We start from the raw sequence: 14,800 nt of genomic DNA on the forward strand, positions 1-14,800 counted from the left end.
TATTCACTATTTCATATTAATACATAAGATAGATATACTGACTTGTTTGAATATACAAACAGATAAATAAAGATTACCTTCTTTTAGTCACCCTATACTTTTGAATAAATTACAGTTCTAAAAACATGCTAGTGAAAAATTTGCGTGTACAAAAAGCTTAAAATATAGCTTACGGGTCATGGATTTTATTCGCCTTTTACGTCCCGTCCAGTTAGCAAAAGATACGCTAATACAGTATACATTCCGCCGTAAAGAATAGATTTAAATGGACTGATTATCAACAATGTGCATAGTCGGTAGTGATGATAAAAAAAGATATAAAATTTCGTTGTAAAGAATGCTTTTAGGGAATTTATAAAGAATAGAATAGTATACAAAAATAACGAAAAAGTAATATTTAAAAGTGCTTGTGTAACCTTACTATCCAGAGGTTCTTCTGATCAAATGAACTCCAGCTATATACAACTTGAAGAGCCAATTAATGGCATTGATAACCGAAAAAGTAAACCTCAGTTGTGGGAGTATTTAGTCCCCATTCTTATCACTATATCCTTACTCACTGCCTGCATCATAGCGTCCCCGAAAAAGTATTTCTGGAACGATGAACTCTATTCCTATTACCTGCTTTCGGAGAGTTCATTTTCTCATATGTGGGGATCTTTCAACGATAAGATTAATAATACGCCACCGCTTTATTTTATTCTGGGTTGGTTGTGGGCTAAATTATTTAGTCCCTCCGAGTTATCGCTGCGTTTATTTTCCTCAATCGGGCTGGCGCTGTCCTGTTATATAATCTGGACGACCTTACGCCGTACGTACTCATTTGTAGCGGCCTCCATTGGTGTTCTTCTGCCGTTTTGTACGTCTACACTGGTTTTGTATCAGAATACCGAAGCCCGCATGTATGGTCTATACATGATTGTCGCTGCAGTAGGATTCTTTCTATACGATACAATTAACCGGCGCGAAAAACCGGGAACTCCGCTATTGGTCGCTAACGCGCTCATCCACGCGGCATTTATTCAAACGCACCTGCATGGTTTGTTCTTCAGCGGAGCCATCCTCGTATCGTTCATAGCAACTGACTGGTATGTTAACCGGTTCAGGCCCGCTATTTACATATCGATTGTGGTGGGCTGGCTTTCCTTTTTGCTGTACCTGCCTGCCTTTCTCATTCAGGTTGATGCGGGTACGCCCCGGACCTGGATCTACCTGCCCAGCCTGCGGGACCTGGCCGATACCCTTACCCTGGTCGAATATGGCTCAATGCAGTGGGATAGGCTGTTACCTATTACTAAACGAACCTGGCTCAGGTTGGCCATACTCCTCGCCATTCTTGCGGTGCCGGCCTGGGTCTTCGTTCGTTCGCTGGCCAAAATTTCCCGTTCTGAAATGAATCGGGGTAACAATCGGCAACAGATAAGCACCATGGTGCTGGCCTATGCCTTTCTGGCCGTTCCCGTGTTTGTGTGGTGCATTTCGTATCTGATAAAGCCCGTTTTCATGGACCGTTATCTGATGCCTGTACTGATTAGCTGGACCATTATACTGGCTCAACTGGTCACCTATTCGGGTCAGTTCGTTCGTCAATCGGGCCTGCTGGCTACAGGGCGTTTATCGCCTTCGCGTTGGTCACTGGTTGGTGGCGTCCTGTTTATCGGTATTGCCGTTTACGCATTAGCGGCTCCCATTAAGAATGCGGTAGCCCGTCACCAGGAGCAGCTTCCCGGCTTAACGGATACCCGTTACGGGTACGAATCGCTCCCGGTGGTAGTGACGTTTTCCAATGATTTCTTAAAGCGATTGTACTATTCTCCGAACCGCGACAGGTATCGGTTTATCCAGGATTTGCCGAGCGCACTGGATGAAGGCAGCGGTCTGTTTCCTCCGCAGGAGTACAAGCACCTGGATGCTCTGAAGCGCCGTTATCCCGATTACTTCAAGAATCAGATCATTCAAAGCGCCGATTTTTTGAAGACTACCAAACGCTTTCTGGTGCTGAACAGTAAAAACTACGCCAGGAAAATTTCGACGGAGCCACTACCTGGAAATCTGCAGCAGCCTCAATGGTTCATAAAGGTTATTCAAAACAATCCTGCCTATAAAGTTACCGAGTTAGGTGAAATAGACGATTACTGGAAGGTCCATTTGGTCGAAGCTCGTTGAGTAAATAATTCTGTCCTCATTTTGATACATTAAATTCTATAGACATGGTAAGTTATTCTATTGTCAGTGAACAGAATAAAGCTGATACCAAAGTATTGGGGTTGCGGGAAACATACCGGGATAAATATTGGCTGGAGCGTGATCCGATTTTGAAGGAACGCCTTTCCTGGCGTGCACAAACCTTCAGGCATATGGTTCATCTTGTTCCCGGCCAGACGATTCTGGAGTTAGGATGTGGTGTCGGCCTGTTTACGCAACGCCTGCACCAGGTATCCCGTGGCGAAAACCCAATAACAGCCATCACGTTCGACGATAAGCCAAGACCGGAAAACTTACCCGCCGATATAGAATTTTTGAACAGCACATCCATTCCCGGACCGCTGGAGGACAGGCAGTTCGATTTTATTGTAGCCATGGATTTGCTGGATAAGAGTAATTCGGCCTGGGTGCTGCAAAATATCTATGAACTATTGAAACCCGGCGGACAGATCCTGTTTTTTGAAAGTAATCCCTGGAATGTCGTTCTTCAGTTCCGCCGGTTTCTTACAGGGCTGGTTGGCCAGAAGGACCCGCGTAATCTGCTGAACCGATCGGAGCTCTACGAATTGATTTCGGAGATTGGCTTCGTCCGGGTCTTCGCCATTTGTAATGATTTTGTGTATGCGCCACTGAGTCGTCGGCTGGCCTGGATCTTACGAAACCTGTCAATTCTTCTGGAGAACGCTCCTGGTATCAAAACGCTGGCAGGTTCTATTCTGATTCACGCGCAGAAGCCGCCGAGGGTAGTGAGTCGGCCGGTGGTATCGTTATGTGAGCACCAGTCGCTCATGAAGTCTATTTCGGTGGTTATTCCCTGCTACAATGAGGAAATGAATATTATTCCGCTCGTTAAGGGACTAATGTCTATGTATGGCGACTATATCCACGAGATCATTCCCGTAGATGACAATAGTAAAGACCGTACGCGTGAGGTCATGGAAGAACTGGCTAAAACAGACAGCCGCATTAAGCCTTTCTACCGCACTCCGCCGGGTGGTGTCGGCCGGGCCATTGCCGATGGCTATAAGGTGGCGACGGGTAAATACATCCTGTCGATGGACTGCGATTTTCAACACTTGCTCCCCGAAATCCGGGACTTGTTCGACGCGGCCAATCAGGGTCATGATGTGATCGTTGGCAGTCGTTTTTCCCGGCAAAGTGTGCTGTTAAATTACCCGTTCATGAAGATTGTGGCTAACCGGGGCTTTCATACACTGGCCCGATTAGCCCTGCGACGCCCTTTCCGCGATTTGACCAACAACTTAAAACTCATTAAGCGGGAAGTAGTTGAAAAACTTGACCTGACACAGCCAGGCTTCTCCGTCAATGCCGAAACGGGCTTCCACCCGCTTATGATGGGCTATTTTGTGAAGGAGGTGCCCATTTCATGGATCAACCGCACACCCGATATGGGAGGATCATCTTTCCGCTTGATTAAAGTTGGTGGTGGTTACTGGCATGTTCTATGGAAGATGTGGAAGAAAAGCCTGGGGAAACGGCAGCGAATAAGCAAAGTGGACTCAACCGTTTAGATTCCTTTTCCGGAACACAACAGCGCAGGGGCAGATCGAACTAAGTTCGATCTGCCCCTGCGCTGTTACGGCTTTATCTGAATGACAGAATGGCTATTATTTCTCTATAACTAAATGAACAATTTTATGTATTAAGTTACCTAAATGATAAGTTATAAGTAAACTTTGGCATTATAAGTGCTGACTTGTTTGGTAGCGTTTTTGTCACTGTTCAGGCGTGATCATTACGCTCTCTAAAGTTTAGCACGCGCTTAATTAATTGATACTGCCAATGTTTCAAAAAATAGCTGTCTCATTGCTCTGGTCGACCAGTTTTCTGGTTGTGCTTATCTCTTGTAAAACGTCAATTGATTCGCAGCCAACCAGCACGGGTAAGAACATTGAATCGTTCTCATTCACAAACATAACGCCACCGGTTACCGCTGTTGTCGATTCCGTTATTCGCACCATTAGGGCAACTGTACCGGTTGCTACAGATTTAACGAAACTCTTACCCCGCATTACACTATCTCCTAATGCCATTGTATCACCCGCATCGGCAGTAGCGCAGGATTTTAGTAAACCCGTATCTTATACCGTTACGGGTATGAATGGCTTAACGCAGTCGTATACCGTAACGGTCAGCGTAGCCAGCACCATTGTTAATGGCGGATCGCTGGTGTATACCGGCAACGGAGCCGGAAATTTTTTCGCCGTTGATGGTGGAACCGGCGCGATAAAGTGGCGGGTCTCTACGGGGGCGTCCATTACGTCCAGTGCCTATGTGGCGGCTGGTATGGCATTCGTTGGCAATGAAAGCGGCAATATCTATGGTTTTGATGCGCTGACAGGGGCTCAGCGGTGGAAGTTCAGCACGGGAAGCAGCATTCTGTCGAGCCCGGTAGTTTCCGGATCGCTGGTCTACGCGGGCAGCGAAGATCAAAATCTGTATGCGCTAAACCTGTTGACAGGTACCCAGCAATGGAAATTCAGTACGGCAGGCGGGGTTGCGTCGAGCCCCGTTGTGGTCAATAAAACGATCTATGTGGGCAGTAAAGATCAAACACTTTATGCGCTCGATGCAGCCAGCGGCAGTCTACGCTGGAAGTTTAGTGCCGGCAATAAAATCACATCAAGTCCGGCCGTTGTGGGTGGTTTGCTGTACATCGGCACCAGCGACTATAACCTTTATACCCTGGATGCCGCTACCGGAGCCATCAAGTGGAAGTTCAGTACCGGTGGTCCGGTAACCTCAAGCCCAACCATCGCGAATGGTCTGGTATATATTGGGAGTGACGATTACACGTTTTATGCGCTGGATGCGGCTACCGGCAGCCTGAAATGGAAGTTTGGCACAAATGGCCGCATAACGGGCAGCGCAACTGTCGACAATGGCCTGGTGTATGTGGGTAGTGAAGATAAAACATTCTATGCACTGGATGCCGTTACCGGCTCGCAACGCTGGAAATACAGCACGGGCGGAATGATCAGTTCCAGCCCTGTCGTATACAATGGCTTCGTTTACCTGAGCGGGCAGGATACAAGTCTGTATTGTCTGAATTCGGCCACCGGCCTGTTGCGGTGGAAGACCCCTCTGGATGCCCGACTACTGGCAAGCCCTTGCCTGGCTACAACCAATTTAGTCCCCGTTGCGGCTGCCATTAGTGGTGGTCGTCAGTAAGGAGAAAATACGTAGACTTGCCGTATGGTAGGGTAGGCACTAACGCGCCCTTAACTACGTTTCTCTTTCATGTCATTCTTATTTTTCTGGAAAGAGTGGAGCCGGGCATCCCGGCTTACTTACCTATTTGCCTTTAGTTGCTTTGTAATCAGTCTTGTTAGCCTTGTCGTTGCTTGGGCAAAGGGCCTGGGAAATGTTGTTCACTGGGATGTGTTGAGCGAGCTCAATGAATTGCCGGTTACCTTTCAGCGCTTCTCCGACGGCCTGCTCGATTATCCGGTGAACGGCAAAGCGTATGTGGTTTCAGAACAATTTGTTGCTTCCGGCATGCAGGTACGCCCTGTGGTAGCCACTGCGTTTCTGAGTGGCATTGGTGTGGCTTTTGTCCTGCTGATGAGTGCCATTACCCGCTTCGATCGGATTCGGTATCTGGTCAGTATGGCGCTGTTGATTGTAGGGCTGGCATTTTTTCGCTGGGAAATGCTCGAAATTCCCGGCCTGGGCGGAAACTACGTCTTTCTCCTACTGGCCTTTCTATTTGGGTCGGTCAGCTATTATTTCCACGCTTTTCGGTCCGATCTTCCAATTTTGGTTCGATTGGGGGCCTTTGCGGGGCTGACGATCCTGGCGGCTGTTGGCCTGGGCCTTTTATCGCCGGTTCAATTTCCGGCCTTAGTACTGGTGAGCTATGGCATGCCAGTGTTGCTGGTGTTTAGCATAGGTTTCATCTTCTTTATCGCCATCGAAATTATTGCCGGTCTGGTCTGGGTCACATCGGCAGGCCGCTCAGATGGTGCGGGAGCGCAACGGCGTGTGTTGGGTATCAGTAACTTCCTGTTCATCAGTGGGCTCTATTTAGTTAACCTGATCCTAATCTGGCTGAAAAACACCCGCTCGATCGACTGGGATGTGCTGGCCATCAGCCCGTTTGTCCTTTATATCATTTCGGTAACGCTGGGTATCTGGGGCTTTCGTCGGCTAGTTGAGCAGCAGGAGGCTTTCTCGTTTCGCGATGTGGGGGCTTACGTCTATGCCGGTCTGGCGCTGCTGACCACGCTGACGATGGCCTATGCCTTTGCCACGGCCAATGACCCCCTGGTTGAGGTGTTTGAGGATGTGATCGTCTACACACATCTGGCGATGGGGGTAGTCTTTGTCGCCTATGTGCTGATCAACTTCCTGCCGATTTATCAGCAAAATCTGCCCGTCTACCGAATTCTTTACAAACCCAAACGCCTTGAGTTAAGCCTCTTTCGGGTGGTCGGGGTATTCGTCGTAGTGGTGCTGGTGGCATCGGGAGGGGCTATTACCTTTCGGCAGAGCATTGCCGGGTATTACAATGGTCTGGGCGATGTGTATATAGCCACTAATGAGCCGCAATCGGCCAATGCTTTCTATCAACTGGCGCTGGAGCAGGAATTTCAGAACCATAAGTCGAATTATGCACTGGCTTCGCTGGCGCTGGCGCAGAACAACCAGACGGCAGCTGCTTTCTTCTTTCAGCAGGCCATGCTGAAGCAGCCTCGGCCGCAGGATTATGCCGGGTTAAGTCAGACGTACCTGCAAACGAACCTGTTTTTCGAAGCCATTAAAATCCTGCAACGGGGCATTCGAACATTTCCTGCCAGTGGTGAATTACAGAATAACCTCGGCTTTCTGTATGCCCGGACCAGCGTGGCCGATTCCGCTTATTATTACCTGAAATCAGCCACCGCTGAAGCCAACCGGAAAGACGTTCCCGAATCGAATTTGCTGGCACTTTATGCGCGTAATCCGCAGGTTCTGGCCGCCGATTCCAGCCTGATCGCGGATAGGAAAAATCTGGATTACGAATCGTATCAGGCCAATGATCTTGCCCTTCGGTTAATTGCGCCCGCCAGGTCTGCCGAAACCCGGAAGCCTGCCTGGCTGGAAGGGGAGTCGGCTAAGCAGGGGCTTAGTGTGGGGCGCTTTGCCAGTTTGTACAATTACTCACTGGCCGAACAGCAACCCGATAGCTCGATAACAGGTATGCTTCGAAGGTTATCCGAAGATCCCGTCAATCAGGATTTTACGGACGATTTATTGCTCGCCCGCGCCGTGGCCGAATACAAACGGCATAACCACCCGGCGGCTTTTAGTCTGCTGAGTCAACTGGCTGAGGGCGATCAGCGAAATGGTCCCGGCTATCGCTCCATTACAGGGTTGTGGTTGCTGGAGCAGGGGTTGTACCAGCGGGCGGCCGAGACTTTCGGGGCAAACTCAGACACGACGTCCATCTATTACCGGGCGATGGCGTTCACCAAAGCCAATGACCCGGCCCTGGCGCAACCGTTTTGGGAGGTAGCGTCCAAAAGTGACCGGGCTGTAGCGGCTTTAAAAGAGGTACTTTACCAGGAACGAAAGCCACAGACCGATGTAGAAAAAGCGTTTTACGCCATTTACCGAACAGACGACCCCAACCGGGGCGCTTACTGGGAAACCATCCAGGAACCCAGCCTGAAAACGGTGGCGGGTGTGGCGCTGACAAACGACTTCCTCGATCAGTTGCAATGGCGTAATGCCCAGTTGGTGCTTTCGGGGCTGCCGGATTCGAGTCGGGTGAGCCCGGTGGCGGCTTCCATGCGTCACGTGGCGGCCATTCGCCTGTCGGCGTTCCGGCGGAGCGTGGGCTCGGCCGAGAGAATGGCGAAGGAGGCTATCTTGCCGCAGCATCAGGCCGAACGGGACTACTGGCTGGGCCAAACCTACGAGCGTACCCGACGCACGGCTCAGGCGCAAAAGGCCTATCAGCAGGCGTTGGCGCTGGCCCCCCTCAACGCCCAAATCGTGATGGCAGCCGCGCAGCTGGATCAGCAGCAGAAGAAATCGAAGGCCGCTTACGATCTGGTGCTGACAGCGTTGCCGTTCAATGAAGACAACGCCGATCTGCTCAAAACGTACATCACCTTATGCCTGGAACTCAGCCTGCCCGACTATGCCGAAACGGGCCTGGTCAAGCTTCAGGCGGCAACGACTCCCGCCGACTATCAGGCGTTTGAAGCGGCTTATCAGGAAAAATTAGCGTCAATCGAAAAGAATAGAGAGAAGTTTCTGCAATAAAGTAGATTTGTCTATTCTATCTCGACAAGCCATGAGCCACAAACTACATTGGATTAAAGAAGCGTTCAGTCGCCATCTCCAGATCATGCAGGATGGGCAGGTCGTGGGCGAAATGATCCGGGATGTTTTCAGTAACGACGTGACCGCTTCCCTCCATGGTGTTCAACTGCGGTTCGACGTCACTGGCTTTTTATTTCATTCAGTTAATGTTCATCGCGTTGATGCCGGCAACCAGATTATCGGCCATATTGAGTTCAGGTTTGGCAAACAGGCCGAGCTCAATCTAGCCTCGGGCGAAACGTACCTGTGGAAGCGCCATAACATGCTGATGCGGGAGTGGGACATGATTCTCGAAAAACCCGATGGCTCGCCCGAACGGGAGATTGTCAGTTATGATCTGACGCGTAAATTTTTTGAAGATGCCGGTGATATTACGGTGAACGAGGCCGGGCCGATGCCTACACTCGACGTCGTTATTTTAACGGGTTTGTTTATTCGCAATTATTTCCAGCGTCGACGTCGCGCTGCCGCAGCAGCTGCCTGATCAGCCAACCAACTATGAATATTATTGAAACCCGCAGTATTGCCAAGCGTTACGTAATGGGCACGGAGGTTGTGGAAGCGCTCAAATCCATTACGATCAGCATTCAGAAAGGTGAATATGTTGCCTTCATGGGCCCATCGGGCTCCGGAAAATCGACGCTGATGAACATCGTGGGTTGTCTGGATTCGCCCACCTCCGGGCAGTATATTCTGAATAGCCAGGATGTTAGCGGCATGGGCGAAAACGAACTGGCGGAGGTGCGCAACAAGGAAATTGGCTTTGTCTTCCAGACATTTAACCTGCTGCCCCGGCAAACATCGCTCGAAAACGTGGCTCTGCCGCTCATCTATGCCGGTTATAACAAAGCCGACCGGACAGAAAAAGCGATGATGGCCCTCAAAAACGTTGGTCTGGAAAACCGGGCGGGCCACCGGCCCAATGAACTGTCGGGTGGTCAGCGGCAACGCGTGGCCGTGGCGCGGGCGTTGGTCAATGACCCCAGTATCCTGCTGGCCGATGAACCAACGGGTAACCTCGATACCAAAACATCGTACGAGATCATGGACCTCTTCGACCAGATTCACAGCAAAGGCAATACGGTGATTATGGTGACGCACGAAGAAGACATTGCCGAATATGCACACCGCATTATCCGCCTGCGGGATGGCCTGATCGAAACCGACCGCGTGAATACCAACATTCGTAAAGCGCAGGCACTCATGCAGTCACTGGGGTAAAAAAGCGCGAAGAGGAGCCAAAACCATTTGCGGGTTATCGGGTTTAGTCTGTTTACGTTACTACATATGACTACTGGTAAGATGGTGCTGGCTCTCCTGGCTGTTTTTGTGCTTATCCAGTTTATCCGCCCGGAAAAAAACGAGTCAACGGGTGTTTCGGCGAACGACATTACGGCGAAGTATGCGGTTCCGGCCGCTGTGCAGGCCACGTTGAAGCGGTCCTGCTACGATTGCCATTCCAACAACACAACCTATCCCTGGTACGACCGGATTCAGCCCGTGGCGTGGTGGCTCAACCATCACATCGACGAAGGAAAACGGGAGCTGAACTTCTCGGAATTTGCCAGTTACTCCCCCAAAAAGGCAGACCATAAACTCGAAGAAATTGGCGAAGCCGTTACCGACGGCTGGATGCCTTTGGGTTCCTATCTGTGGATACACACCGACGCCAAACTGAAGCCCGAAGAGGCCAGACAGATTGCTGACTGGGCTAGTCAATTACGGTCGAAACTCGATGTCCCCGCCAGCGCAAAAGGTTCAGCGCATCACGAATAGGGTTGATGTATATTCTTGATTTGTAGGTGATTAACGTCTATAGCTTATTGTTAACGGCAGGTTGTTTGGGTGGTTGCCTTGATAAGCAGATAACCCGTTTATGCCCATATGTAGCCGTCCAGTCTACCCATCTGGTTGAAAGGCAGGCCCATAGGAAAGCCGTTCAGATTTACTAAGCAGCCTTGATCCAACCATCGGCTTCCATATCGGGTCCTTACCGGTAACTGTTCATCTTTTAGCGTATGAGACTTATTGGGATACAATTTTCCCTTCTGATACTGGTTTTACTGGCTGGTTGCCACCCTTCGGTAACTCCTGAAGAGAGTGAAACCGCCGATTATACCTATACAGAGGACTTAAGTAGGCTCAAACATGGTTTAAATGGTAAATGGACGTTGATAGATGTGACGGCCATGATCCCAAATCCCGCCATTCCGAACGTACAACTGGTTGTTGCCAACAACCGGATTACAGTTATTCAGGATGAAAAGCAAATTGATCAGGTCAGCTTTGAGATCATAAAAACGCAGAATTATCTCTATCTTAAAACCACAGCTCAGCCCGGCAAGGATAATTGGTACGTGCGCAATCCGGGTCTACGGGTTTCCAGCAATCGGCTGTTTCTGGATACGGGTATGGCCACCGACTTGCCTGGGTACATGTTTAAGCGAATAGAATGACTTTGATCGTATTAACGATTTACGAATAACAGCCGTTAGCCACTTTTCTATTTTATCCGGAAAGTCTCTTTATTTGATGGGCAGTTGTAGAACAGCGAGGCACAACCTTTACGAATAAGAACGAGTCTGTCAGCTATCAACCGGAAAACGCTATGAAACCAATTATCTCGATAGTACTAACCTTGGTTCTCTGTTCACTAGTACAAGCTTGTGAAAAGCCCGACTGTGGCTGCGCTCCTCCGTTAAGTTCAACGTTGATGGGTAAATGGGAATGGGTTAAAACGGTGTCTCCGAGTCGTACAGTTACGCCACAGACCATGAAGTATAGCCGTATTTTCCAACATGAAAATGATGGGAACCGAGACTACATTGCTTTCTATCAAAATGATTCTCTGTATTTGCAGTTAACTCAATCACGCACATTTTATCAGGAGGATAAAAAGCAGTTTACGGTTATGGAGCAATATGGAAAACAGTATTTAAAATATTATCTGTCAAAGGGTCCTGATAATGTAGCCAGGGAAATGCAAACCAGCGAGCTAATGGAGACATACCGTGAAGACGCAGATACGATCCGGCACTACTACAAATATGTTGGCCGTTAAGTTAGATTCTTTTAGAAAGGCTCCTCGCAGCTCAAACTTTCTTCTACAGTAAGTTTCTCTTGCCATAACGATTAGTTATGCAACTAGTCAAAGAAAAGTACAAAGCCTGACGTCTCATTATAGATGTCAGGCTTTGTACTTTATCGGAATATAGCTTTAGTACTTGTGCTCACTGATAGCCTTTTATCTTAGCAAAGCCTCGTACGAAAAGCCAATATAGTCCCAATGAAAGTGGTATCAGAACCAAAGGAGTTGCGGTAATGTATTTGGCCACCAAAGCTAGGACGATGGCTACACACCAAATACCAAAGAGATACTTTGCCCAGGGAAGTTTTGACATAATCTATCGAGTTAGCTTTACCACTGAAATAGGATTGATTATTAAATATATACAAGCCTTAGTGCTAGTCAAAGTTTGTACTCTTTAAAGACTCGTTTTATAACTAATGTGGCTGTTGCAAAAGTCGGAATAATCTTGAAATAGGCTGTTTGCCCCTGTGCTTTCGGTGTAAAAAGCACCCTGTGGCGACCTATTTTTTGGGATGCCCATTAGTCTACAAGACTTTTGTAACAGCCACATTACTTATACAACAAATGGAAGCCACTCTTCCAACCTTTTTAGAAAAGATGGAATCAATACTATACAACCCTTTTACTTTCTTGATCAGATGAAAAGATCTACTCTACTGATAGCCATTTTAGCTAGCTTTCTGTCCACTGCTCAAATGTGTGGCTCCAAGGATGATGTTAGTCCGGAAGGTGTCAGTTCATCTTGTTTTTCAGACAAGTCGCTGACAGACGTTTCTTGGCAGAAAGACCAATTGCAATTCTTTCAGAAACCTAAAAGTGGGCCGTTGAAAGTGATAGTATACACTTATAAAGACGAGTCTTTTTTGGCTTTCGAGAATGGGTTTATTAGTTCTCCTATGAGTTATGTCTTCGATTGCTCAGGAGCTACAATTGTTAAGCGTAGTATCAATTACAATGCTTTCTACAGTGAAGCAAAACAACTTAAAGTGCTCTTAGAAGGAAGCTATTAGAATTGTGTTTTCCCCTAGACACGAAACAGGTTACCTTTCTCAATTATTGTTTAAATCGACTAACATAAAGTGAGTGGCTGTTGGAAAAGTCGGTAACCGTAAAGTATACCTTTAACAAACGGCATTTTTGACCAGTTCAGGGTCTGGACCTAGCCGGCTCATCCAGCCTTACCGACCGATTTTACCCCTTTACAAGACAAAAATTACTCCACTGGCAACTGGCTTCATAGCCCTGTTGACTTTTGCAACAGCCACGCCACTTATATAACAGTTTCAATCATTGGTAGTAGAGTTAAAGCTTGTTAATTGATAGCGGTTTTTGGGATATTGTGATACCTTCACTGCCAAGACCTTCTAGCCTTCTATCTATGAAAAAGTTTCTATTATCTTGCCTTTTCATTAGCTGTAGCTTACTCGGCTCGGCTCAGATGAAAATCAGTAAAAACTCGATCCGGCTGGCCGCTGACTATACCACTATAGGAGTTACTGATCAACAGGCTACAGTGCGATATAGCCTTATCTATGCCCGTCATTTGTCTAATGATCGACTGACTTTGGAAAGTAGCCTAGGCTATGCATTTCATTACCTACCTGCTACTTCTTCTCACCAAGAAGCTCATTTTAGTCGAACAACCGCCGATTTTAGTCTTCTCTATACCATACTTAAAAGTAGCCGTCATGGGATACGGTTAGGAGCAGGTCCCTCGCTATGGTATCGACAGGAATCGGTAGCACTATCAACTGATACTCCCGTTTTACCAACTGGGGATGTAATAAAATTTTCGCTGACGAACCCTTATCAAGATGGCTTAAAAGCAGGCCTAAATGTGGTTAGTGAATACAGCTATTCACTGAGTTCCTGCTTTACGTTGGGAGGCAGAGTAAGTATGTTCTATGTAAACTCAAATATTATTCCTGCACTGGGTTTAACGACAGGATTTAATTTTTAAACTACTTGTATTTTTTGAGTAATAAGGTGGTATTCAGAATTTATTGATTTTTCGTTATAATTCCTTTACATAAAGTGAGTTATAAAACGAGTCTAGGAAAAGTACTAACTTACTGTGGGGCAGTTCGTTGTACTTTACCTAGACCTGTTATATAACTAACCTTTTATAAAGACATTAAAACTTATAGCTTTTCATTAGAGACAGCATAGAAATTGAAATTTTTCCAGCGATTCATATCTTGGGGTGAAAGCTTAATAACCTCCGTATTTTCGTCAAAGTCGCCAAAGTAATAAAGGCTATAATTGTGTTCGGCCACAATCTTATAGAGCTCCATTCGCTCATCAAGAGTTGCTTCGGAAAAGCACTCAGCGACTAGAGCAGGTTTATAGTGATCAATCAAGGATGATATTGACCGTATGACATCAATGTCATGACCTTCAACGTCAACTTTAATGAAGGATAGTTTTGGTAAGTACTCTTTGTAATATTGATTTAGAAAGGATAGCAAATTGACCCCTTGTACCTTCTCTTGCAGTTTGAACTTACCATGTTGATCGGCTTCTTGTTCAGTACTGGAAACACCTCCGTTACCAAAAGACGCTTCAGAGGATGAATAGATAAATTCTCCTTCTTCTTCAGTAACGGCATAACGTAAGGGAACAATGTTACTCTTTGACTTATTCAGTTGTGCATTAGCCTCTAAGATTTCGTAAGTCATAGGATTAGGTTCAAAACCTAATGTTAATCCTTCTCTACCAACCGCTATTGCCATTGGTACAGTTGTATCGCCAATATTGGCACCTACATCGATACAAAAGCTTCCTAAAGGAGCTAGTTGGCGGAAGAAGTTAATTTCTCCCTGGGAAATCGATTTGGCTGGTACCAGTGGATTTTTCCAGTTAGCAAACTCGACCAATCCTTCGGTCGTCAATTGAAACGAATTTACTTCGTGAGGGTATTTGCTAGTGACACGTCTTGCCTTCTTGCGAGCAAACGATTCTTTTAGATAGTTGAGCATAAGCCAATCAGTTTGAATACAAAGGACTGGCTTTTCGATCTTTGAACAAACTGTTACATCAGATAAATCATCTGTTATATAAGTGGCGTGGCTGTTGCAAAAGTCAACAGGACGATGAAGTCAGTGGCCAAGTAAGCCATTTTTTGCCTTATTAACAGGAGGAAATCGGCAACTAATCCAGGGCCATCACACC

General features: G+C 47.2%; 12 protein-coding genes. 11 read left to right on the plus strand and 1 reads right to left on the minus strand.

Annotation, left to right across the window (positions count from 1 at the left end):
• Nucleotides 1–444: 444 nt before the first annotated feature.
• The 11 genes from ACYVK4_RS23825 (at nt 445) to ACYVK4_RS23875 (ending at nt 13,589) form a co-directional block, all read left to right on the plus strand.
• Complete coding sequence (locus ACYVK4_RS23825; protein WP_461130072.1) at nt 445–2,166, plus strand: glycosyltransferase family 39 protein; 1,722 nt, start codon at nt 445–447, stop codon at nt 2,164–2,166.
• A 44-nt stretch (nt 2,167–2,210) separates the two neighbouring features.
• Nucleotides 2,211–3,737, plus strand: a complete 1,527-nt coding sequence (locus ACYVK4_RS23830) for a glycosyltransferase (RefSeq protein ID WP_461130073.1) — start codon at nt 2,211–2,213, stop codon at nt 3,735–3,737.
• A gap of 271 nt (nt 3,738–4,008) precedes the next feature.
• Nucleotides 4,009–5,397, plus strand: coding sequence for a beta-alanine-activating enzyme beta-propeller domain-containing protein (locus ACYVK4_RS23835; RefSeq protein ID WP_461130074.1), 1,389 nt, complete (start codon nt 4,009–4,011; stop codon nt 5,395–5,397).
• Nucleotides 5,398–5,466: 69 nt separating this feature from the next.
• A complete protein-coding gene (locus tag ACYVK4_RS23840; protein ID WP_461130075.1) occupies nt 5,467–8,478 on the plus strand; it encodes a tetratricopeptide repeat protein in 3,012 nt (1,003 codons plus the stop codon).
• A gap of 31 nt (nt 8,479–8,509) precedes the next feature.
• Complete coding sequence (locus ACYVK4_RS23845; protein ID WP_461130076.1) at nt 8,510–9,022, plus strand: hypothetical protein; 513 nt, start codon at nt 8,510–8,512, stop codon at nt 9,020–9,022.
• Nucleotides 9,023–9,036: 14 nt separating this feature from the next.
• The gene (locus ACYVK4_RS23850) at nt 9,037–9,759 is read left to right on the plus strand and encodes an ABC transporter ATP-binding protein (protein WP_461130077.1); all 723 of its coding nucleotides are present in this window, start codon (nt 9,037–9,039) and stop codon (nt 9,757–9,759) included.
• Between the two features lie 66 nt (nt 9,760–9,825).
• Nucleotides 9,826–10,314 (plus strand): heme-binding domain-containing protein, encoded by a 489-nt coding sequence (locus tag ACYVK4_RS23855; RefSeq protein ID WP_461130078.1) that lies wholly within the window; start codon nt 9,826–9,828, stop codon nt 10,312–10,314.
• Nucleotides 10,315–10,556: 242 nt separating this feature from the next.
• Nucleotides 10,557–10,994: a hypothetical protein gene (locus ACYVK4_RS23860; protein ID WP_461130079.1), complete on the plus strand. Its 438-nt coding sequence runs from the start codon at nt 10,557–10,559 to the stop codon at nt 10,992–10,994.
• Nucleotides 10,995–11,146: 152 nt separating this feature from the next.
• Complete coding sequence (locus tag ACYVK4_RS23865) at nt 11,147–11,599, plus strand: hypothetical protein (protein ID WP_461130080.1); 453 nt, start codon at nt 11,147–11,149, stop codon at nt 11,597–11,599.
• A 668-nt stretch (nt 11,600–12,267) separates the two neighbouring features.
• Nucleotides 12,268–12,639, plus strand: a complete 372-nt coding sequence (locus ACYVK4_RS23870; protein ID WP_461130081.1) for a hypothetical protein — start codon at nt 12,268–12,270, stop codon at nt 12,637–12,639.
• Nucleotides 12,640–13,007: 368 nt separating this feature from the next.
• Nucleotides 13,008–13,589, plus strand: coding sequence for a hypothetical protein (locus tag ACYVK4_RS23875; protein ID WP_461130082.1), 582 nt, complete (start codon nt 13,008–13,010; stop codon nt 13,587–13,589).
• Nucleotides 13,590–13,770: 181 nt separating this feature from the next.
• Here ACYVK4_RS23875 and ACYVK4_RS23880 read toward each other — a convergent pair whose 3' ends face one another.
• Nucleotides 13,771–14,607 carry an FkbM family methyltransferase gene (locus ACYVK4_RS23880; RefSeq protein WP_461130083.1) on the minus strand — a complete coding sequence of 279 codons (837 nt, stop codon included), beginning with the start codon at nt 14,605–14,607 and terminating at the stop codon, nt 13,771–13,773.
• Between the last annotated feature and the right edge of the window lie 193 nt (nt 14,608–14,800).

The sequence above is a fragment of the Spirosoma aerophilum genome (assembly GCF_054782495.1).